The sequence below is a fragment of the Sulfurospirillum sp. hDNRA2 genome, from assembly GCF_024206095.2.
Classification (GTDB): Bacteria; Campylobacterota; Campylobacteria; order Campylobacterales; family Sulfurospirillaceae; genus Sulfurospirillum.
In genome coordinates, this window is record NZ_CP159800.1 from 640,189 (window position 1) to 662,666 (window position 22,478).

Consider the following 22,478-nt stretch of genomic DNA (forward strand, 5'->3'; position numbering starts at 1 on the left):
CCCTTTGACGCATCAAAGCACGTGAACGCTCAAGAGACGCGAAGCGCATCTTTCGCTTTTCAAGTGTTTCATGCGTCTTTGGTTTTAGCCTTCTTCCCCCGACTTCGTCGGAGTCCCCCTAAGGCTAAATGCCGTAGAACTTGTATTCGCCCATAATGCCGACTTCCACATCGATCTCTTTATTGATCGAGTTGGAATACTTAGCAACCTTTTCAGGCGGTACGGTCAGATCGTATAAGGTATTTTTATGACCGCCGTTTTTCAACGGAACTTTCACTAAGAGCTGTAATTTCGTCTTGCCCTTTGTGATCTCTTTTGTCTCTTGATTCATATAATCACTGGACGTGAAGATATTTAAGAGCGTGCCTTTGAGTGTTAACATGATGTTTCCTTTTGGAAACTAGCGCTAGTTTGGTGTTTGATTTACTATAGTGATGAAAGTTTAAAAGAGATATGAAATAAAATTTTCGGAAAATTTATAAAATTTCTTCTAGCATTTCCGAAGGAAATCGTGCGGAATAAAGGTATAGAGGATTTGTAATTAAATCTTTTTGATACTCAACTGGTAAATCTAGAACAATGTTACATTCTCTTTTGGCTTTATTGTGTAATGTACATAATGTTCGTATTTCACGATCATTGTAGTATTGCTCTTGTTTTGTAGCAATCGAAAAAATGGGGATGAAGCCAATAGTGTCAGATAAATGTATATTTTGTAAGAGTTCAGAACTTTTATAGCCTATTTTTAAATCCTCTTTCCCGTTTGAAAAGCAAGTATTGATAATATATTGGATGAATATTTCTATATTTTTTGGCTTCATATGCATAATTAGACGCATGTAGAAATTAAGAGCTATTGCTAAGCTAAGTGCTATTTGTTTTTTCGTTAATGTTGCAGATGAAAAAAATGATAAAAATTGAATTAAAAGCTGCGTAGCGTCATCTTCTTCGTAAAATATTTTGATTTGATGAAGAGGAATTAATGAAAAAACTCCTAAATAATATTTAATTAGTTTGGGGTTATGTATGAGCATATCATACACATCATATTTAATTGAATGTTCTGTTTTAATGATAATTGAAGGATCGTCAAGTTGATTTTTATGGTGTCTCCAACTTTTAATTAAATTTGCTTTGGTTGTTCGCTCTTTTGCAACAGTTCTAGCAAGATATTGTTTATTTATCGATAAAGAATATGCATGCAAGGCATCGTAAATAAAACAGAGTAATCGCATTGTATGGTATGCACATGTTTTTGTTTGATCTATAGTGTAAATAAAATCATGATTTTGTATGAATGAAAAATCATGAGCTAATTGATTAATAATTCGTTGCTTGACTTTATTGATTTCTTTCCTAGAATTAAAAAATTCATTGATTGTATATTTAATTTTAGTTTCATTAGGATAAATATTTTTAAAAATAGACATTGAAGAGTTGATTTTATATGTAATAAGATATTTTTTAAGATCATCACAAGCTGTTTTGACTTGAATAAGTTCTTGTTCCGTCGGTAGATAATTGACTATATTTTTAGTTGAACTCATAGTTTTATATCCTTTTAATATAACTTAATATAGTATTAATTGTCTTATCGATAATTATCTCATATAAATATTAATAAATACTTAAAGGTCTTACTATTGAAACTCATAAATTTCAAAATAGAAGATGATTTGTTACAAAAAATTGAAGAAGAAATAAATTGTCAATCTATTAATAAATCAGAATTTTATAGAGCATGTTTAGAAAGAGGTTTTGATGAAATTACTAACTATAAACATGAAAGAGATCAATATTTAATCGCTTTTTACGTAGATGCAAAAAAATACCGTAAACTTTTAGAGCTTGTGAGTAAATATAAGATTAAAATGCAAAAAGTTTTACCCGTCACATTTGAAACGGGATTTGATGTCTATAAAGCTTTAGATTTTTCAGGTTTTATGAAAATTGCTAAAGGGTTGATTGTTATAGAAGACGTGATTAAAAAATTTCGAGATCATTAAATTAATAATTAGATATATTAAATCTAAAATTAATCATTTGCTTGAGTTAATCTTTGAGTAATCGCTTTTTCTAATAAATCTCGGATTAATGTTTCCATTCCTGTATTTCTAATTCTAGCACCAAATGACATTGGACCAAGTTCTAAAAATAATTTACCTAAAAATTCATCAGCAAAGCTACTTGAAATTAGCGGAATTCCACTCCAGTTTAACTCAATTGGTCTAGATAAATCCATTTTTAAAAGATTTAAAACAGTTTGTCTAAGTTGTTTTCCCGCTCCCCTGTTACCAAATCCTGTGGATTCTTTTGAAATCAATAATAACAAAGAAGATTCAGTTTCATAATTTGTTTCAATAATATCAACAGGGGTAGAATTTTGATACCCTTCAAACTCAAGTGCAGATGATAAGTTAAAAGGAGTATTAGTTTTAATATCTGCACAAACTAAGGTACCTATAAAATTTTGATGCGTATATCTTTGTTTTTTATTTGAGTCGTTATCAAAAACTTTAATGTATCCTTGCCCTGACGTGATACTAAAGCTTCCTCCCGTCATAGTTGCTATTCTAAGCGTACCAGCAAGACCATTACCTTGCCCGAATTGATTGTTTCGCGTAACTCCTGATTTGACTGCTTCACCAAGTGCTTCTAAATCTGTTCGTAGCGTAGGAATAGCTTCTTTTAAAGATGTCAATATACCTCTTCCTGAATCACCGACCGCAAATGAAACGCTACCATTTTTTGGATATGTACTCACTTGAATAATACCACCAATAGAGCTTCCTGAATGATTAAGAACATTATCAGTAATTTCATTTATTGACCACTCTAAGCCAGATAAAACTGATCTAGTAACATCTAAGGTACTTAAAACAATTTTTACAAAATCGTTAACAACTTCTTGCTGTTCTTGGGAAGAAACAAATCTTCTAGCAATGAGATGTTTTTCATGTTTTATGACTTCAGGCTGAAAATCTTCAGGAGTTATTAAATGTGCCCAATTTGCTCTAATAAAAAGAGTCTTGCAATCATCATTGTATGGATAAATACATTTAATTTTAATTTTTTGTCGTCTCAAAATATCGATTGTATTTATGATAGGAATCATCCCGTCAGGGTATGCACTTTTAACTTTTGAAAAATCAAAAATTAAGGTATCAGGATTTTCATCTAGGCAATATTTTAATATGCCCATAAATTGCACATGTGTATAGGCATTAATTTTAGCAAAGAAAAAAATTTTATTTTTGGATCTAGAAACAAAACGTTGTGGTGATATATTACTCATTCTATACCTTTAATATCACAATAATTGTTAAAGAGATACTAATTAATTTTAGCGAATAAATTCTTGTTTTGGAGAAATATATTAGACACTACCTATCCATTTTTAATTTGAAACTACCTATCTTTCTTTGATCTAAATGAACTTGACAATATGGCTCTATTGAAAATGCACCAACTTTATAGCATTCTAAAGTAAGTTGTTTACCATCATACATGCTTTTAAAAGTACCTGCTTCTTGAATATCTAAAGCACCTTCCAAAATCAGTTGATTGTTAATATATAAGGAGAGAATATTTTTTGTAGTAGTGCCAAAAAATTGAGTTTCTAAGACTTTTTTCATTTTTGCATCAACGATATAATCTTTGTTCAAATCGTTGAAATCACTAGCTCTATAATTATAAGTTGATGCACAACCGACTAAAAACAATACTGAACTTAGCAAAATTACAAACTTTTCCATCACTCCCCTTCATAAATTTATTATTGAATGTACATAAATGAATATTTATATTTACTTAATTCAATAAAAGCTTATAGGGTAACTAGTCTATAGCGTAACAAAAAGGTGATTTTATGAATTTTAATTGTAAATTTGCTGTGCCCAAAACGTGCCCAAAATTAACAAAAAAACGCATAATGATGAAAAATACAGAGTTGCAAAAGTGCTATTTTAGGGCATTTATTGTTTTATTAAGTTTATTTTAAGCTTCCCTCTCTGTCCGCCACCATGTTTTTATTCCCCATAAATAGGCACTTTGAGACAGTCGAAATTTTACTGTGCCCAAAACGTTACGCAACTTGCTCAAAAATGTTGCTCTTTTTCGATTCTTTAGCCCTCTGCAATACCGAGCATATTTTTAGAGTATCATTGAACGGAGTTTATGACCCAACAGATTCGGCGTTTAATATTTGCATCATTCTTCCCTATAAGATAATTACACATATTTGCTCACAATTTCTAATACACAATATCATCCCGGTAAAATTGTACCCAAGCCTTGAGGCGTGTTGAGTGAGGGCAATTTATAGTGTATAAGTCTGAAAATAGGACTCTTGGGATATAATTTAGCTTTTAAAATGTTCAGCATGTTAGGTAACGAATGAAAAAAAATATCTTGACTGTAAGTTTGGCGGTTTTAATATGCTCATGGGCACGAGCCGATACCGTTTCTTTGGTCTTGGAAAACGACGCTATCGTGGGGCAGGATCATCATTATACCAACGGAATGTATATGACGTGGATGAGTGATGCCGATACGACGTTTCCGGATCTTTTGAGTTTTATCGATTTGGGGCAGAAAAATGTCGCTTTGTCGCTTTCGCATGCGATATTTACTCCCGAAAATAAAGATATCCGTACGCGGGATTTAGATGACTTACCCTATGCGGGTTATCTTGATTTCAATTTTCTTGCGTATAAATCTTCCGCCAATGTTTTCCATGAGGTTGGGCTTAATGTAGGAATGGTCGGGCCTTCTACGCAAGCCGATACTCTTCAGAAGCGTTTTCATACCGTCTTTAGATTCGATAAACCCGAAGGCTGGGACAATCAGCTTCGAGATGAATTTTTGTACGGCGCGTCGTATCAAATAGGGTATAAAACCGATCCCGTATCGCTCGGTGATTTAAGCTTTGATTGGACGACAAACGCCAAAGCCGATCTTGGAAATTTTTATACCGGAGCGTTGGTGGGTACGACGTTGCGGCTTAGCAGTAAAGCAATGCGTAGTTTCAGTACGGCAGGGAATTTCATCGGCGCCAACGAAAGCTCGCTTCTTAATTACGAACCGCAAAAGAGTTTTACGTGGGCCGTGTCTTTGGGGGTATTTTACAATAAATTTCATACCTACTATTTAATCGACGAGGCAATCGACGAAGGGTATCGACTCGATAAGCTTGACGATATGGTCGGCGAAAAACTCGCTTTAGATCTTTTATGGGCAGATGTCAAACTTTCGTTTTACCTCAAATCGGTCGATACCGACATGAAAGGAACGAAGCATTCGAGCAATGAGCAAACCGGCGGCATCGGTCTTGTTTGGAAGTGGGATTAAACCTCGGCGTCGGTCTTTCAAGGGCATTGCTTGTTTAAGACCGACGTTGCGTATTTCCTATAAGTTAATTTAGGCTAAAATACCGCAAAATCACAGGGCTCGTCACCATTTTCGCCTCTTTTGAAGCCCAATTATCTTACATGTCACGATTTAGAAACGAGAGTTCATAATATGATCAAACTGTACATTCATTTTATTACGACGCATTTTAAAGTCGTTTTGCTTGCATTAGCAATTTTAACGGGCATTTTCGGCTATTATGCCCGCGATTTAAGTATCGACGCTTCGGCCGAGACGTTGCTTTTGGAAAACGATCAAGATTTAAAGTTAACGCGGGAAGTTCACGGACGCTATATTAGTCCCGATTATCTTGTTATTTCGTTTAGCCCGAAAGCGTATTTGCTAGACGATGCAACCCTTAAGACGATTCAAAGTCTTAAAAACGATTTGCTCCAAATTGAAGGCGTTGAAAGTGTCACGTCGCTTCTTGACGTTCCCTTATTGCAAAGTCCGCCGCAAAAAGTTCAAGACGTCGTCTCCAACGTACGAACGATCGCTACTTCCGACATCAATAAAAGTATGGTTCAAGAAGAGCTGACGACGAGCCCTTTGTATGCCGCTAATCTTGTAAGCCGTGATTTTAAAACAACGGCCGTAGTGGTCAATCTCAAAGACGACGCGCGGTATACGGAGCTTTTGGGTAAGCGTAACGAATGGTTGATGCTTTCGCAAGAACGCGCTTTAACTGCGGAAGAAACCCGAGCGTTCGAGTCCGTCAAAGCCGAGTTTAAGGCGTACCGCGACAGTTCGCGCGAGTCCACGCACCAACTGATCGTTAACGTTCGAGAGGCGCTCAAGCCTTATCAGCCGACGGGTGAACTCTTTTTAGGCGGCGTCATGATGATCGCGGACGATATGATTCATTTCGTTAAAGACGACATCGCTATCTACGGCGGGGCTATCTTGGTCATTATGCTTTTGGTGCTTTGGGTCATCTTTAGGCAGATGCGCTTTGTCGTGCTTCCCATCGTCGTATCGTTCGTCGCCGTTGTCGTAACGACGGGAATTAACGCACTTTTGGGTTTGGAAGTGACCGTCATCTCTTCGAATTACGTCGCGATGCAGCTGATTACCACGCTTTCCTTGGTCATTCACTTGATTGTGTGTTACCGCGAAGAGTACGCGCTTTATCCGAACGCTTCGCAACAAGAATTGCTCGAAATTACGTTGGGTCGGATGAGCGTTCCTTCCGTATTCGTTATTTTAACGTCCGTTGCGGGGTTCGGTTCGTTAATGACATGTGATATTTTACCGATCATCGATTTGGGAAATATGATGAATATCGGCGTGACCGTTTCGTTGATCGCCGCGTATTTGCTTTTTCCGGCGATGATGATGTTGCTCAAAAAAGAGCCTCCGGTATTGACTTTCGATCATCTCTTTACGCTCAACCAAACGTTTGCCCGTATCGTCGAGCATCACGGAAAAATCATTATTACCGTCGTGATCGGGCTTTTTGTCTTTAGCGGATACGGCGTTACGCATCTTGTCGTAGAAAATAGTTTTATCAACTATTTTAAAAAAGGTACCGAAATTTATAAAGGTATGGATAAAATCGACAATAATTTAGGCGGAACGACACCGCTTGAAGTGGTCATAAAATTCCCGAAAACGGCAGAAGAGACGACGTCAAATTCGAGTGCGGCAACGCCGATGGATAGTTTTGAAGCCGAATTTAACGCTATGGACGACAAAGCGCAGTATTGGTTTACCGCGCAGAAAATGGAGACGATTTTAAAAGTACACGACTATTTGCTCTCACTGCCCGAAGTCGGGCATGTTTCCTCTTTAGGGACACTCTCTAAAGTCGGACGTATTTTAAAGGACGGAAAGGATTTTGACGGCGTAGAGTTGGCACTTTTGTACAACCAACTTCCCGAAAAAGACAAACGATTGCTGATTTCGCCTTTTGTCAATATCGAACATAACGAAGCGCGCTTCGTGATTCGCGTCGTGGACTCCAATCCGAATTTGCATCGTAACGAACTTTTAAAGCGTATTCAAACCGAGTTGCATACGAAAGTCGGTTTGGAGGTCGAGAATTATAAACTGGTCGGTATGATGGTGCTGTACAACAATATGCTTCAATCGCTTTTCAGCTCGCAAATTTCAACCTTAGGCTTTGCACTGCTCTCTTTGGGCGGTATGTTTTTATTTTTATTTCGCTCGTTTAAAATCGCGACGGTTGCGATGATCGTCAATATGGTTCCCGTAAGTGTTATTTTCGGCATTATGGGAATTTTCGATATTCCTTTGGATATGATGAGCATTACGATCGCCTCGATCGCCTTGGGTATTACGGTGGACAATACTATTCATTACTATTACCGCTTTAGAGAAGAACTTGCGCGTGATGGCGATTATGTCGCTTCGATGCATCGTGCGCACGGTACGATAGCCTTCGGTATGTTTTACTACTCGTTGGCGACGATTATCGGATTTTTGGTTTTGGTTACGTCCAACTTCATTCCGACGCTGATTTTCGGTCTTTTGACGGTACTTGTTTTATTGGTTGCCATCGTCTCGGATTTACTTTTCTCGCCGTTTTTGGTTCTCTTTTTCAAACCGTTCGGCAAGCCTAAGCTCAAGAAGTAGCTTACGCATTTTTGAGAACACTTTGCCTCAACATCATGACTTTTGTAAGGCAAAGTGAACGCGTTTTAGAATTTAAGCGTAACGCTTACGTAAGCACCGAAAGGCGCACCTGTTAAGTAAGAGGTGGTTACACCGTCGGCAGAAAGAGCATTGTCCGGGGTAATAATGGACGCAATGTATTCTCTGTCCAAAAGATTGACCAGATTTAACTGTACGTTACCCTCTTTAAACCCTTGTATTTTAGGTAATTTGTAATCGACGTTGAAATCGACCGTCGTAAAAGAGGGAATCTCTTCCGTATGATCGACCGTTCCGTATCTGCTTGCCGTGTAGCGAACGATCGGCGTAAATTTCCAACTTCCGATTTTATACGTCATTGAACCTTTAAGTCCGTGCATCGGAGCGTCGGGAACTTGATTGTTTTTAATAGACGTCGTAGCGGTTGCCGTTGTTTGGAACTCGTCGGTATAGTAGTAACGATTGTAAAACGCACTTGCCAAGAAGTCGAAATGTTCGCTCAACGCACCGCTAATCGCAAACTCGGCACCGTAGCTGGCAGCATCGATGTTATTGGTCGGGTATTTGACGCCGTATTGCGTGTCGTAAACGATGGCTTGTTTACCGGAAACTTTGGTATAAAAAAGATTTGGTGCCAAGACGATGTCGCCTACTTTATACTTAAGCCCGATGTCGAAGTTATCCGAGATCTCTAACTCTTGTTTATCCCATAATTGTTGAAGCGTAACGTGTTTCCCGACATACGTCGCGCGTCCGGAGATATACGAAGGGAAGAGGTTTACGTCGTATCCGTAGCTTCTGCCGTAATCAAAATAGATTTCGGTATTAGGCGTGAGTTTATAGCCTAAATACGCACTCGGTAGCCATTCGGTAAAATTTTTTGAAGCAACGCTCGACCACGGATCAAGCGGAATTTGTCCTAAAGCGGTATCGTAATCGGAGCTGATCGTCGAACCGGTTGCATTGGCACTATGGCTGTTGATTTTTGCCAAGGTGAAGTCAAGGTAACGCAACCCGAAAGCGTAACTAAAGTCGTTAATATCGCCGCTTAGTTGTACAAACGGTGAGCTAAATTTGTGAGAAGACTCTTCAGCTAGCATTCCCCAGCCGTTGTATTTGAGTGCTCCCGTTGATGTTACGCCGTAGACTCTACGACTCGTCGGTGGTCCTGGTAAGTCTTGTTTCCCGTACCAGTAACCGATTTTCATCGCCATCTCTTCGATAATCGGTATTTCGTACGCTAAAACCGCTCCGTAACGTTCGTGATCGATTAGCCATTGCGTAACGGGTGAGGTTGTAGGGCTTGTCGGAGTATTGGTAAACCAATATTCGCCTTTATCTTTTGAATAATACGGTTTGAAGCTTAAAACAGAGTCGTTGGCAAAGCGGTATTCGAAGTTGGCGGTTACGACATCATCGGTGAAAGATTGTCGGTTCCAATCGTAATAGTTCGCATTTTTCGTTGTCGGATATGCGGTATTCCAATCTTTTTTAGAGTACATGTCAAGATTTTTTGCTTCAGCGTAAGAAAGACTATAGTAGTTATGGTGATCGTCTTCGCTATGAACGAAAAAGAGCTCGCTTTTGAAATTGTCGTTTGGCGTATAGGTCATACCCAACATAACATTGGTTCGATCCAGATCGCCTTCGCCTTTCCATTTGTCGCCCGTGGTTTTAGAAACCGATCCAAAAGCCGAAACGTCACCCATTTGACCCGTATCGAAACGTAAGAAGGTGCGTAAAGCGTTATCCGAACCCACCGTTTGGGAGACCGTCGTTTCCATCTCTTTTTTCGGTCGCTCGACGATCATATCGACTTTTCCGATGAGGTTTGAAAAACCAAGACTTTTATCGGCGGGCATGTAGCCTTTGTACAAATCGATCCATGCGATATTTTCCAGATCGAACATCGTTTTCCCGCCGCCAGGATTTCCGCTGATTGGAAGCGATTCTAACATGTAAACGCCGCCGGGACCCGATTGGCTTTTACCGCGGATACGTAAAGGATCATGGAACGATGTCTCGTTCGATCCGAAGACTTCTGCTGGTTGATAATCGACTGAGGGCGACATACCGACGACTTTGAGTGAGGACATACCGATCGGTCCGCTGTAAAGCTCGATGGCGTCTTTATTGTAACCCTGAGAATTGATATTCTCTTTACTTTGCGTTTCAAATGCCGTAGCACTTCCCGTCTTTCCCGTCGCGACGACTTCTCCTAGCGTGTACGAATCTTCTCCGTGAAGCGTACATGCGGCGACAAGGCTCAGCACGAATGCTGCTTGTACCTGTTTTTTCATTACAAAGAACCCCCAACTTATGTATTTTTATATATAACGCATAACAATCGAATCATGGTTGATCGCCTCTTTTGATGTTGCGCACGTAAAGGGTGAATGTTTAAAAGCGTGGATACCCGAGACGTTCAGAAAAGAAGGTTTATTTTACTCTATATTAATAATAATATAACGGTATAGTAAAATTCCTTTCGTTAAGATGTCCTTAAACTTGTAAACGTACCATACGATCAATGCCTGATAATGCAAGAAAGATTCCGTGCCTGCTTGATGCGATAAAATCGTTTCGTAAACAATGCATTAACATTTCAATGGCTATAATTACGTAAATTGAATTCGTGTATGGGATGTGCCGATGCGTTTATATGGATGGGGATTCATACTTGTCGTAAGCTTAGCGTATGCAAGCGATAACGATCCTTTTGAAACTCACAAATTACTTCCTCCTTCTTCCGTGCTTTCGTGTGAAAATGTCGATACCAAGCGGACGTTATCCCTTGAAGACATCGTCAATCTAGCGTTGTGTCGCAATCCGCAAACGCAAATTGCATGGCAGTCGCTTTTGTACCAAGCCGCACTTGTCGGACAAGCCAAAGCCTCGTTTTTACCGACGATCGATGCGACGGGTTCGAGTGCTCAAACCGAAAGTTCCGAGAAATACTCTTCGGGTCGCGTCGATAAAGCGGCGTTGGAACTTTCGTATTTACTATACGACTTTGGAAAACGCGATGCTAACGAGCAAAGCGCAAGGCAGCTTTTAAATGCCGCCGCCGCCTCAAACGACGGTACCGTTCAGGCGGTTTTTTTAGAAGCGTTGCAGGCCTATTATTCGCTTTTCGGTTCTAAAGCTTCTTTGAACGCGGCCGTCGAAGCGGAACGTTATGCCAAAGAGAGTTTGAGTGCCTCCGAAGTCCGACTTCGCGTCGGAACGGCAACCCAAGCGGATATGTTGCAGGCAAAAACGGCGTATTCGCAAGCGGTATTGACGCGTATTAAAGCCGAAGGCAACCTTCGAAGCGCGCAGGGAACATTGGCATCGGTTTTAGGGTTTGCTCCCGATACGAGCGTCGCGTTGTTTGAACCCTCTATGAATCCTCCGACGCACGATTTTGAGAAAAACGTCCATACTATGATGGACGAAGCACAAATAAAACACCCCGATCTTTTAGCCGCCGAGGCAACGATTAAAGCCAAGGAAGCCGACGTTAAAGCCGCTAAAGCCGACGGGAAGCCTTATTTTTCACTCAGCTCTTCGATCGGACATACCGATTCAAAAATCAGCGATCAAGATTCACGCGTATCGACGATCGGGCTGTACGTTACGATTCCTATTTTTACGGGATACGCTACCAAATATAAAGTCCAAGCCGCGAAAGAGCAATTGCTTTTGAGTAAAGCGCAATACGAAAAAACACGCCAAGACGTTGCTTTGAACGTTTATCAAACCTATCAAACGCTTGTAAGCGAGACGCAAACGATTCAAGCAAGTCAAGATACGCTCATCAGTGCCGAAGCCTCGCACAACGTAGCGTTAGGGCGTTACAAAGCGGGTGTGGGTTCCATTTTGGATCTTTTGAGTGCTCAAAGTGCGCTTGCCAATGCCAAGCAAGAGTACATTCAGGCTTTGTACAATTGGTATATCGAAAAAGCAACGCTTGCCAAAGCGATCGGCGTCTTAAATTTGTCAGCGATTAAAGGAGAAAACGAATGAAAAAATACCTCTGGAACCGATGGACGTTTTTTCTCCTTCTCATCGGAGTAACGATCGGTGCTTACATGTGGTGGCAACGCTTTCACGATATTCCCGTAGAAGCGAAATACAAGTTTCAAACGATTACGCAAGGTGATTTGACGCAAACGGTCTCTGCCAACGGCACGCTTAACCCTTTGGTTCTCGTTACGGTAGGATCGCAAGTCTCGGGGAAAATCATTCGTTTATATGCCGATTTCAACGATCGCGTTAAAGAGGGGCAAGTCCTTGCCGAATTGGATCCGGCACTGTTTGAGGCGCAATTGGCGCAAAGCGATGCGAATTTAAAAAGTGCGCAAGCTTCCTTAGAACTTGCCAATGCCAACTTAAAACGCATGCGTGAATTGTTCGCACAGGCGTATATCTCCAAACAAGAACTCGATGGCTCGATCCAAGCGCAAAAGGCCGCACGTGCCGCCGTGGATTTAGCCACGGCGCAACGCCAAAAAGATGCGACGAATTTAGCGTATACCGTCATTAAATCGCCGGTTTCGGGTGTCGTGATCGACCGTCAAATCGATGTCGGGCAAACCGTTGCGGCAAGCTTACAAGCTCCGACGCTTTTTAAAATTGCTCAAGATTTAAGGCAAATGCAAATCGACTCCAGCTTTGCCGAAGCGGACATCGGGCGGATTAAAGAAGGTCAAAGCGTCAATTTTTCGGTCGATGCTTTTCCCGATCGCATCTTTCAAGGTACGGTCAAGCAAGTACGCCTTAATGCGACGACAACCTCTAACGTCGTGACCTACGACGTCGTCGTGACCGTTGAAAATCCCGAAGAAATTTTAGCACCCGGTATGACGGCATACGTGAACGTCGTATTGGCACAACGTCAAAACGCTCTTTTGGTTCCCAACGCGGCGTTACGCTATAAACCGACGAGCCTTAAACCCAAACCGATCGGCACGGATGCTAAAGGAACGGCTTTAACGCAACATAAAGATAAAAAAGAGAAAAAGACTTCGACGGTGTACATGTTAGAAAACGGTTTACCGAAGCCTATCGAGGTTAAAGTCGGCATTACGGATAATCGTTTGAGCGAGATTATTAGCGATGAGCTTCACGCAGGCGATCAAATTATCGTGGAAGAGGTCAAAGACGCTTCGGCAAAAAAGGTCGCAACACCGCCGATGGGAAGGCCGTTTTAATGGCTGAAGTCATTCGTATCGAAGCGTTAACGAAAAATTATCATACCGATGCTGGCGAAGTCTGTGTGCTAAAAGGTGTCGATATTACGATTCAAAGCGGCGAATTTGTGGCGATTATGGGACCTTCCGGTTCGGGGAAATCGACGTTTATGAATATTTTGGGGTGTTTGGATAAGGCGACCTCGGGAAACTATTTTCTTAACGAAACGGATACGACGACCTTGGATAAAGATGCACTTGCGTCGCTTCGCAATCATGTCATCGGTTTTGTGTTTCAAGGCTTTAACCTCTTAGCACGTAAAAATTTGATCGATAACGTCGCTTTGCCTTTAGTGTACGCCGGTATTGGTGCTAAAGAGCGCAAAGTACGCGCACTTGAAGTGCTCAAAAGCGTGGGGCTCGAAGCGTACGCGACCTATCTTCCCAATCAGATTTCAGGCGGTCAACAGCAACGCGTCGCTATTGCACGCGCACTGATCAATCGTCCAAAATTGATTTTAGCGGATGAGCCGACGGGAAATCTGGATACGAAAACCAGTCAAGAGATTATGGATCTGTTTTGCAAACTCAACGATCAAGAAAAAATTACGATCGTTTTGGTTACGCACGAACCGGATATTGCCGCGTATTCCAAGCGTTTGGTCAATTTTGTCGACGGACGCATTCAACACGACGGATTGACCGAACATTTTCAAGCGAGTCTCGTATGATTTTTATGATGTTGCAAGAGGCATGGAGTGCGATGAGTGCCAACCGTTTGCGGACGTTTTTGACGATGCTCGGTATGGTCATCGGCGTAGGGGCGGTTATTTTGATGTCTTCCATCGGAGCCGGAACGCAAGCAAAAGTCAAAGAGTCGATTGCGTCGATGGGAAGCAACTTGTTTATCGTTTTGGCAGGTTCGATGACATCCGGAGGCGTTCGTATCGGAAGCGGCGGGGTTCAAACCTTGAAGATGAACGACGCAAGTGCGATCGAGGAGCTTTCCGGTATTAAAGCCGCCGCTCCGGTCGTTCCGGGTACGGCGCAGCTGGTGTATCAGTCTTCCAACTGGAATACGCAAGTTTCCGGAACGACGCCGGCGTTTTTCGAGGTACGGGATTGGCCGAGCGAAGAGGGAAGCGTCTTTTCCGACTCGGACGTCAGAAGTGCGACGCGTGTCGCGGTACTCGGTAAAACCGTCGCGACCAATCTGTTCGGCGACGAAAATCCCGTCGGGAAAACGATTCGTATCAAAAACAGTCCGTATATCGTTTTGGGCGTGCTTGCTCCCAAAGGACAGAGTTTGGACGGGCGCGACCAAGACGATACGGTGATGGTTCCGATTACGACGGCGCAAACCAAGTTATTCGGAAGTCAGTTTAAAGGCGTTGTGCGTTTTATTATGGTGGAAGCGGTTTCGGAGAGCGTGATGGATAAAGCCGAAGAGGAGATGCAAGTCTTGTTGCGCGAAAATCATAAATTGCGACCTAACGCCGAGGACGATTTTACGATTCGCAACTTAACCGCACTTGCCAATACCGCCGCAGAGACGACCAAAGCGATGTCGTTGATGTTGGCGGCGATCGCTTCAATTTCGTTGCTGGTCGGCGGTATCGGCATTATGAACATTATGCTGGTTTCCGTGACGGAGCGAACGCGCGAGATCGGTATTCGTATCGCAATTGGAGCCAAACAGCGCAATATTTTGCTTCAATTTTTGCTTGAAGCCTTGATGATCTCCATTATCGGGTGTTTGATCGGCGTGTGCGTCGGAATCGGCGGAGCGTACGGGGTGGGTGCCTTTTTCCCTATCAGCGTCGTGATTACGCAAAGCTCGATCGTCATCTCCTTTTTGGTGGCAACCTGCGTGGGCGTCTTTTTTGGATTTTATCCCGCGCGAAAAGCGGCGAATTTAGAGCCGATCGAGGCGTTGCGCTATCAATAGCGGTTTGCAAATCTACAAAAATATTTACCCTATCGTGAAAGCAACGAAATCTCGGTAAAGGTGCCAAACGCTAAAAGCGATTAGCACCGCTCCGATGATTTTTTGCACAATATGCAGGTACGCAAAGAAGCGAGACTGCTTGGCATGGGCGAAAAATACCGCAACGCTCATGTCCCACGCCACTAACATCGCCGTCATCCATACCGCGTAAAAAAGCTTGACATGTAAAGACGTTTCGGGCTTGATAATCGTAAAAAGCAACGAGAAATAAAAGAGAATATTTTTGGGATTGAGCAGTGCCGACAAGACTCCTTGGACAAAAAGTTTGAAAGCCATTGTGACGTTGAAGCGCGTTTCGCGATCGAGTGCGGGTGCGGGCGCGAACAGTAAGAGGCATCCAAGGTAGCCTAAAAAAATAGCACCGCCCGTTTCGACGAAGCGAAGTAGCGTCGGGTACGTGCTTAAAAATTCATGCCCGATATAGGCAAGTGCGATGTAAAAAGCATTGCCGGAGGCGATACCCAAGCAACTCCACCACGCTTTGCGATACCCGTGCGCTAAAGCGTGTTTGACGATGAGAAAAAAGTCTTGTCCCGGACTGAGAAGTGCTAAAAAATAAAGAGAGGTGAGGGTAAAAAATTGCGGTTCGAACATAGGGTTCCTTTTTTACATGTAAGTATAAAAAAAACCCGTCAAATATTATTGTACGAAATTGACCTGATACTCTTTGGGCGTCAGTGCGGTACGGCGTTTGAAAAAGCGGTGAAAATGGCTTTGATCGCTAAAGCCGCAGTATTGCGCGCACATCGCGATCGAAACGCCTTTTTGCAACAACTCTTTGGCGTGTTCGATACGTTGATCGAGTCCGTAGTGCTTGGGCGTACAACCGTAAGAGGCTTTGAAACGACGCAACAGAACAAAAGGGTTGTACCCGAAACGTTGCGCGAGGCTTGAAAGGCTTAAAGGCTCGTCGATGCGACTTTCCAAAAAGCGGGCAATTTCACGCATGGAAGAGGGTACCTTTTGCGGCGAATCAGGTTCGCTGTAAAGCCATAAAAACTCTTTAAGCCATCCTTCGAGCGCACGTACATGAAGTGCCGAATAGCTCTTTAGGAGCGAAGCTATCAGATGTTCAAACGTTTCGCATAAGCGTTGATGAAACACTAAGGGTGTGCGAAGCGGAAGTAGGGTTTGGGTTGGGCCGAAAAGTTCGGATTGGATTTTGAGGCAAAATGCGGCGTCAAAGTAGACCATTACGTAGCTACGTCGAGTATGCTCTAGCGGATTGCACGCATGTTGCGTATGCGGTTCGATCAGCGCAAGGGCTCCTTTTTGCAGTAAAAACGCTCCTTGCGGAAGCCTAAAGCGGGTTTTTCCTTCTAACATGTAGCCGATCGAGAGGCTTGAGTGAGCATGGGATTCGTAAGCTCGGTCGCTATGCAGCGTTTGGCGTATTTGGAAAAAAGGCGCTGTTGCATAATGCACGGTGAGGGTTTGGGTAGGATTATTCATAAAAGTATTGTAATATAATAATCCAAATGAAGGCAAGGAGAAGAGGATGAAACCATGGATAGCAATGTGCTTTTTAGCTTCCGCACTGTTTGCTTTGGACTTCAACCGAGAGAGTTATTTTCAAAACCTGTGCGACCAAAACGACGCGAAAGCCTGCTTGGCGTTAGGCGCGATGTACCATGTGGGCGACGGCGTCCATCAAAATTTCCCCAAAGCAAGAGAGCTTTACACCAAAGCATGCCAGCTTGAACTTGCCGAAGGGTGTACGCACCTTGCTTACATGTACGAAAACGGACATGCCGGCATTCATCCCGCTAAAGCACTCGATCTGTACGCGAAAGCCTGCGAAATGGGCGACATGAGCGCATGCGCGAGCGCGGCGAAATTGTACGAAAACGGTGTCGGTACCGACGAAAATATGCAAAAAGCCGTGGACTATTACGACAAAGCCTGCGAAGCCGCCGATGCGAAAAGTTGCGCGCATTTAGGTACCTTGTACGAACAAGACGGCAACGATGCGTACGCGGTTTTGTATTACCAAAAAGCTTGCGACGCAAACGACGCGTCGACCTGTACGAATCTTGGTATGATGTATTTAAGCGGAAAAGGTATCAACGTCAATGAAAAAAAAGCGTACCAACTGTTTCAACAAGCATGCAGTTTGGGAGATGAAGCGGGATGCAAGAACTACGAGAGCATGAAAAACGCCCAATGGTATTGACTACGGATTGAAAATGCGGTGATCCTTGTGTTTATCGGCATACATACGCTCGTCGGCAAGGCGGATGAGGGCTTCGACGTCGTTGGCGTCGATCGGGTATAATGCCGCTCCGACGCTGGTGCTGCTTGTGATTTCGACGGCGTTGATCGTGTAGACTTTTTTCAAAAGGGCTTTAAGCGTGAGCATTGTCTCTTCAAGCACCGTATAGCTATGGCACTCCCTCAAGACGACGATAAACTCGTCGCCTCCCAAACGTCCCAAGCACGCAGATTTCGGTAACGCAGGTTGCATCGTTTGAACAAAACCGATCAAGAGTTCGTCGCCGAATGCGTGTCCGTACGTATCGTTGATCTCTTTAAAATAATTCATATCGAGCAAAATAATACCGAACGTGTGACGCTCTTTTCGTAAAGCATCGATGAAGTTTTCGATGTAGCGTCGATTCCATACGCCGGTGAGGTGGTCGTGGTATGCGAGGTATTCGATTCGTTTTTTGGCTTCGGCGGATGCAAGAATTTCGTCTTTGAGTTTTTCGTTTAAGACGATAACGCGTACGGCGGTTTTAGCGTTGACGAGTGCTTTGAGAAATAAAACCCCTTCGCACAGCATAAAAATGGCCGCCAAGATCGCAAAAAACGGGTCGTCGGTTTTGAAATATTCGCTGACTAACGTGGCTTCAAAGGGCAAAAGCACGCCTAAAAAATTGATGCAAAACTGCATGGGAATCAGGCTAAAACTTAAAAACCCGATATGCACGAAAGTCGACATCGCGATATACGAAAGCGTGTACGCCAATTTGGAGGATTCGGGCATTAAGGGAATAAACAGACCCCAAACCAATGCGATACCAAAGCTAATGCCCAAACGTTTCGCAATTAATATTCCGACGTTTTGAGGGGTTAACGTCAGAGCGTGTACGTGTTGTTCATAGCGAAACAGCACGATGCCGAGTGTGCTAAGTGCCAGCGACCAGAGCGTAATTAAGGTCCATGAAACCTCAAAAAAGTCGAGTAAAACGACGCCGATAATAAGGCCGAGAAAAAGCGATAAAAGGCTGATCTTGGTATGGCTGAAATAGATTTTGGCGCGTTCAAGATTGATGCGATCGTTTAAATCGTTTGAGTCGATTTCCGACCGAGGTGCACCGAAAAAAATAAGGGAATGGAGGATGCTCATGTGCATCGTATTAAAAAATAAGGATTCATAGGTCGGATAGTAGCACGCGAATGCTTGATGTAAGATATAGTTTAAAAAATAATCTCGAAAAAGTTGAAAGAAGCATCTAAGCGATGCTTCTTTGTTGGGTTATTTGAGCTGCTTCAGGTTAAAACGGATGAGGCGATAAGCGGCAAAAATGACGATCGGCCATGCGATAAGCCATAGAATCGATGCGGTATAGTCCATACTTTCTCCTTAATAATGATGCGATGCCGGATCGGTCATTTCGGCTTCGTCGATGTGTTTTCGATCCATTGCGTACCATGCGTAAGCGATGTAAGATAAGACGAAAGGGATCAAAAGTGCGACGTAACTCATCGTAACGAGCGTATAAAAACTGCCGCTGGCGTTTTGGATCGTCAGTGAACTTTGAAGCGACGAGAGCGAGGGATAAAATGCCGTTTGGTTTAATCCCGCGAGTAAGAAAACGGACGTAACGGCAAGGACGATACCCGTTCCCATAAGCTTAATCGCTTGCCGATGCGCTTTGACGATTCCAAGATAAAGCGCTATGAGCACGAAGCTAACGCCGAGTACGAGCATCAAAGCGACAAGCGGCATCGCAAGAAGGTTGTCGAAATATTTGAAAGCGACGATGAATACGACGCCGTTGTCGTCGTAGCCGTAACCGTCTTTGAGAAAAAGCCATGCTAAAAATCCGAGAAAGAACGGCAAAAAGAAAAGCGTATTGCGCAAAAGCATCGATTGAATTCTTACATGTAAGGTTTGAGACGCGATATTGCTTAAAAAGTAAAGTCCGGCACACAACCTTGCTAAAAAGAAAAGGGCAAACGCCAAAAGATAATTTTGCGGTACGAACAGGGCTTCAAGACCCCGAAACGAGCCTTCCCATCGGACGAAGAAATTTTCGTCGAGACGAAACGACGCCCCGCTAAAAAGCGTGCTTAACGCAACGCCTATGAGTATTACGCCTAGCGAACCGTTGAGGTATAAAAATGCCTCGTAGGTTTTTTGCCCTAAAAAATTATGAGGCTTTTTGCGGTATTCGTAACTGACGGCTTGGACGATGAAACAAAACAAAATCGCAAGCCAAACCCAGTAGGCCCCTCCGAAACTCGTGGCGTAAAACAGCGGAAATGCCGCGAAAATAGCTCCTCCGAAAAGAACGAGCGTCGTAAAGCCCAGCTCCCATTTACGTCCTAAAGAGTTGACGAGCATGCTCTTTTCGGTTTCGTTGCGAGGAAGGCTAAACAACAAGGTTTGACCGCCTTGAATAAAGAGTAAAAAGGCAAAAATGCCGCCTAAGAGACTAAGAATCATCCACCATAATTGTTGGAGGTGAACATACGAGAGCGTTTCAAACATCAGTGACCTCCGTTAGGACCGATAGCGATTTGCTTCAGCATAATTTTAATTTCGGCAATCAGCAACGCCGTAAATAAAAGTGCAAATAAGCTAAACGAAAGCGCGATATTTCCGCTTCCTAAATGCGTCGCGGCAATATGTGTGGGCATCAGATCTTGAATCGCCCACGGTTGCCTGCCGACTTCGGCGACGATCCAACCCGCCTCGGCGGCAATATAGCCTAAAGGGATGCTCCAAAGAGCGGCGTAAAGAAGCGGTTTTTTGGTTTGAACGTCGCGTTTGAGCGTCAAGAAAAGCGTTAATGCAAAAAGGACGATAAACCACATGCCAAGAGAAACCATGATGTGAAAACTGTAAAATGAAAGGGCGATCGGCGGTACGATTTGTTCGGGTTTCTCAAAATACCCGTAGCCGAAATCTTTCATATGCGCTTGTAAAATCGCTTCGTGCGTCTTCATCGCGTCCGTATCGTTTTGTGCTTTGGCGGTTCTAAAATCGCTTAAAGCTTTGAGTGCGATCTTTCCGCTATCGATGCGCTCTTGAGCCGAAGGCAATCCGTGCGCCGCATTGCCGTAGACCAAATCTTCCAATCCGGCAACGAAAGCATCGACGTTTCGATGTCCGAGTAACGATAACATGTAAGGCAGTTCGATATCGCCTAAAAATTCGTGTGCGTCGTCGCCGAGACGTTTGTCGGGATTTAAAATGCCAAACGCGATAATCCCCGCACGCGACTCTCCTTGATACAATCCTTCCATCGCCGCCAGTTTGACCGGTTGGTGTTGTGCGACTTGGTATGCACTCTCATCTCCGCTGATGGTTAAAAAAAGAGAGGTTAAAAGTCCAAAAGATGCGCCTACGACCAAAGAGCGTTTGGCAAAAAGCACGTCGCGGTTTTTGAGTAAAAACCATGCCGAAATTCCGATAACGAAAAGCGCACCGATGACGTAACCGCTAGCAACGGTATGTAAAAATTTGGCGATAGCGACGGGAGAAAAAACGACGTCGAAAAAGTTTGCCATCTCGTTACGCGCGGCGGCGGGATTAAAATGCATACCGATAGGATACTGCATCCAGCCGTTGGCGACTAAGATCCAAAAGGCCGAAAGATTGGAGCCTACGGCGACGAGCCAGGTCGAAAGAAGGTGAAATTTGGGACCGACTTTATTCCAGCCGAAAAACATCACGGCAAAAAAGGTCGACTCCATGAAAAACGCCAAAATGCCCTCGATCGCTAAAGGCGCGCCGAAAATATCGCCGACGAACCATGCATAATTTGCCCAGTTCGTACCGAACTCAAATTCCATAATCAATCCCGTCGCGACGCCGATGGCAAAGTTGATAGCAAAAAGACCCATCCAAAATTGCGTGATCTTCTTCCACGCACTCTCTTTTGTGGTAACGTAAATCGTCTCCATAATCGCAATGATAAAACTCAATCCCAACGTTAAAGGAACAAATAAAAAATGGTAAATCGCCGTCAACGCAAACTGAGCGCGACTCCAATCTACCGAAGCTAGCTCACTCATCGGCTCTCCTTCGTAAGATTTTCTAAAACAAAATCACTCCGCTCCTCGTCGTTTGAAAAGCGCGTGTGCAAGGTCGTGTTAAAGAACAAAAGCTTAAACACGACCGCCATAATCAACAATTTGACGAAGAGAATTTTCCAAAGCGTTTTGCCGAGGGTTAAGTGTGCAAAACCCTCTTTATAGAAGTCAAACAAAGCAAATAAAAGGCGCATGGATTTCTCCTAAAGTTCTCAGGCGACGTTGATCAGCGATTTGACCCAGCTTTCCATCGTTGCGTGCATTTGTTCTTTGGGAGCTTCGAGAAAATCGAGAATAAAACGCTCTTTCGTTTCGCAAATGCCGATGGAACGAGGGCGAACCGCTAGAATTTTAGAGTTCGGAATCGCTTGTCCGAAGCAAAAAACAAGATTTCTAGCATCAAGAATTTCCGGAGCGATTTCCCCTTCAAGGCTTTTGGTATGCTCGTAATTGTTAAAAACGGCAATAAATTTTGCAATCGGATGGGCTTCGACTTTCGCTTTTAACGCCTCCAAAATAGCCTCGATCGTATCGTATTTACACTCGCTCTTTTCGATACTCAAACTAAAGATCGGGTATTTGTCCATGTAAACGGTTTTTGTCATATTTTTCCCTTTTATAGATTTATTTGATTAGAATAATAATTTATTTTAATTAATAAAAACCAGACGATTTGACTCTAGAAAGAAATATTCAGATATTTTTTATCCTTTTACATATGTTCATTTCATTTCGAAAAAAACGTTAAGAGAGAGTATGCTATGCTTTGGGTAGTGAAATAAACCTCTTCACCCTAAAATTTGAAAGATGACGGAAAAGATGTCGGATAAAAAGCACCGAAGGTGCGTGGGCACTCTGTCTTGGAGAACCCAGCGTTAGCGTAGTCTTTGGAGCTTAGCTCTAAAGGCGTGTTAAAGATAAAAAAGCACCGAAGGTGCAGGGCACTCTGCCGAAGAGAACTCAGCGTTAGCGTAGCGTTTGGAGCTTTGCTTCAAAGGCGTGTCAAAAGA

The 22,478-nt window shown here is 43.1% G+C and carries 20 protein-coding genes; 8 read left to right on the forward strand and 12 right to left on the reverse strand.

The window, feature by feature from the left end; all coding sequences use genetic code 11:
- Nucleotides 1–124: 124 nt before the first annotated feature.
- Both NL930_RS03385 and NL930_RS03390 read right to left on the reverse strand, forming a co-directional pair.
- Complete coding sequence (locus NL930_RS03385; protein WP_254377393.1) at nucleotides 125–382, reverse strand: hypothetical protein; 258 nt, start codon at nucleotides 380–382, stop codon at nucleotides 125–127.
- A gap of 94 nt (nucleotides 383–476) precedes the next feature.
- Nucleotides 477–1,547 carry a hypothetical protein gene (locus tag NL930_RS03390; RefSeq protein WP_254377392.1) on the reverse strand — a complete coding sequence of 357 codons (1,071 nt, stop codon included), beginning with the start codon at nucleotides 1,545–1,547 and terminating at the stop codon, nucleotides 477–479.
- 96 nt (nucleotides 1,548–1,643) lie between these two features.
- Between NL930_RS03390 and NL930_RS03395 the strand changes: the two genes are divergently transcribed.
- Complete coding sequence (locus NL930_RS03395; protein WP_254377391.1) at nucleotides 1,644–2,006, forward strand: hypothetical protein; 363 nt, start codon at nucleotides 1,644–1,646, stop codon at nucleotides 2,004–2,006.
- Between the two features lie 29 nt (nucleotides 2,007–2,035).
- Here NL930_RS03395 and NL930_RS03400 read toward each other — a convergent pair whose 3' ends face one another.
- Nucleotides 2,036–3,295 carry an STAS-like domain-containing protein gene (locus NL930_RS03400; RefSeq protein ID WP_254377390.1) on the reverse strand — a complete coding sequence of 420 codons (1,260 nt, stop codon included), beginning with the start codon at nucleotides 3,293–3,295 and terminating at the stop codon, nucleotides 2,036–2,038.
- An 88-nt stretch (nucleotides 3,296–3,383) separates the two neighbouring features.
- Complete coding sequence (locus NL930_RS03405; RefSeq protein WP_254377389.1) at nucleotides 3,384–3,755, reverse strand: hypothetical protein; 372 nt, start codon at nucleotides 3,753–3,755, stop codon at nucleotides 3,384–3,386.
- A gap of 640 nt (nucleotides 3,756–4,395) precedes the next feature.
- Between NL930_RS03405 and NL930_RS03410 the strand changes: the two genes are divergently transcribed.
- Together NL930_RS03410 and NL930_RS03415 are read left to right on the forward strand one after the other, a co-directional pair.
- Nucleotides 4,396–5,349: a lipid A deacylase LpxR family protein gene (locus tag NL930_RS03410; RefSeq protein WP_254377388.1), complete on the forward strand. Its 954-nt coding sequence runs from the start codon at nucleotides 4,396–4,398 to the stop codon at nucleotides 5,347–5,349.
- 171 nt (nucleotides 5,350–5,520) lie between these two features.
- Nucleotides 5,521–8,004 carry an RND family transporter gene (locus tag NL930_RS03415; protein ID WP_254377387.1) on the forward strand — a complete coding sequence of 828 codons (2,484 nt, stop codon included), beginning with the start codon at nucleotides 5,521–5,523 and terminating at the stop codon, nucleotides 8,002–8,004.
- A 65-nt stretch (nucleotides 8,005–8,069) separates the two neighbouring features.
- Here the strand turns inward: NL930_RS03415 and NL930_RS03420 are convergent, their stop codons facing one another.
- Entirely contained in the window at nucleotides 8,070–10,322 is a 2,253-nt protein-coding gene (locus NL930_RS03420) for a TonB-dependent receptor (protein ID WP_254377386.1), read from the reverse strand.
- Nucleotides 10,323–10,674: 352 nt separating this feature from the next.
- Here NL930_RS03420 and NL930_RS03425 point away from each other — a divergent pair, with 352 nt between their 5' ends.
- From NL930_RS03425 to NL930_RS03440, 4 genes are read left to right on the forward strand one after another with little or no spacing between them, the layout of a single operon-like run.
- Nucleotides 10,675–12,030 carry a TolC family protein gene (locus tag NL930_RS03425; RefSeq protein WP_254377385.1) on the forward strand — a complete coding sequence of 452 codons (1,356 nt, stop codon included), beginning with the start codon at nucleotides 10,675–10,677 and terminating at the stop codon, nucleotides 12,028–12,030.
- Entirely contained in the window at nucleotides 12,027–13,217 is a 1,191-nt protein-coding gene (locus tag NL930_RS03430) for an efflux RND transporter periplasmic adaptor subunit (RefSeq protein WP_254377384.1), read from the forward strand. The genes NL930_RS03425 and NL930_RS03430 overlap by 4 nt, the downstream gene beginning before the upstream one ends.
- The gene (locus NL930_RS03435) at nucleotides 13,217–13,927 is read left to right on the forward strand and encodes an ABC transporter ATP-binding protein (protein WP_039674168.1); all 711 of its coding nucleotides are present in this window, start codon (nucleotides 13,217–13,219) and stop codon (nucleotides 13,925–13,927) included. Before NL930_RS03430 ends, NL930_RS03435 begins: the two co-directional genes overlap by 1 nt.
- The gene (locus tag NL930_RS03440; protein WP_039674167.1) at nucleotides 13,924–15,144 is read left to right on the forward strand and encodes an ABC transporter permease; all 1,221 of its coding nucleotides are present in this window, start codon (nucleotides 13,924–13,926) and stop codon (nucleotides 15,142–15,144) included. Before NL930_RS03435 ends, NL930_RS03440 begins: the two co-directional genes overlap by 4 nt.
- Nucleotides 15,145–15,168: 24 nt before the next feature.
- Here NL930_RS03440 and NL930_RS03445 read toward each other — a convergent pair whose 3' ends face one another.
- Together NL930_RS03445 and NL930_RS03450 are read right to left on the reverse strand one after the other, a co-directional pair.
- Entirely contained in the window at nucleotides 15,169–15,798 is a 630-nt protein-coding gene (locus NL930_RS03445; protein WP_254377383.1) for a LysE family translocator, read from the reverse strand.
- A 45-nt stretch (nucleotides 15,799–15,843) separates the two neighbouring features.
- Nucleotides 15,844–16,656: an AraC family transcriptional regulator gene (locus tag NL930_RS03450; RefSeq protein ID WP_254377382.1), complete on the reverse strand. Its 813-nt coding sequence runs from the start codon at nucleotides 16,654–16,656 to the stop codon at nucleotides 15,844–15,846.
- 46 nt (nucleotides 16,657–16,702) lie between these two features.
- On the opposite strand from NL930_RS03450, the gene NL930_RS03455 reads away from it, so the two are divergent.
- The gene (locus NL930_RS03455) at nucleotides 16,703–17,377 is read left to right on the forward strand and encodes a tetratricopeptide repeat protein (protein WP_254377381.1); all 675 of its coding nucleotides are present in this window, start codon (nucleotides 16,703–16,705) and stop codon (nucleotides 17,375–17,377) included.
- Here the strand turns inward: NL930_RS03455 and NL930_RS03460 are convergent, their stop codons facing one another.
- From NL930_RS03460 to NL930_RS03480, 5 genes are all read right to left on the reverse strand, one after another.
- The gene (locus tag NL930_RS03460; RefSeq protein ID WP_254377380.1) at nucleotides 17,378–18,553 is read right to left on the reverse strand and encodes a diguanylate cyclase; all 1,176 of its coding nucleotides are present in this window, start codon (nucleotides 18,551–18,553) and stop codon (nucleotides 17,378–17,380) included.
- A 237-nt stretch (nucleotides 18,554–18,790) separates the two neighbouring features.
- Nucleotides 18,791–19,921, reverse strand: coding sequence for a cytochrome d ubiquinol oxidase subunit II (gene cydB / locus NL930_RS03465; protein WP_254377379.1), 1,131 nt, complete (start codon nucleotides 19,919–19,921; stop codon nucleotides 18,791–18,793).
- Entirely contained in the window at nucleotides 19,921–21,450 is a 1,530-nt protein-coding gene (locus NL930_RS03470) for a cytochrome ubiquinol oxidase subunit I (protein WP_254377378.1), read from the reverse strand. Before NL930_RS03470 ends, cydB begins: the two co-directional genes overlap by 1 nt.
- Nucleotides 21,447–21,662 (reverse strand): DUF4492 domain-containing protein, encoded by a 216-nt coding sequence (locus tag NL930_RS03475; protein ID WP_039674156.1) that lies wholly within the window; start codon nucleotides 21,660–21,662, stop codon nucleotides 21,447–21,449. The genes NL930_RS03470 and NL930_RS03475 overlap by 4 nt, the downstream gene beginning before the upstream one ends.
- Nucleotides 21,663–21,680: 18 nt before the next feature.
- Entirely contained in the window at nucleotides 21,681–22,073 is a 393-nt protein-coding gene (locus NL930_RS03480; RefSeq protein ID WP_039674154.1) for a DUF6858 family protein, read from the reverse strand.
- Between the last annotated feature and the right edge of the window lie 405 nt (nucleotides 22,074–22,478).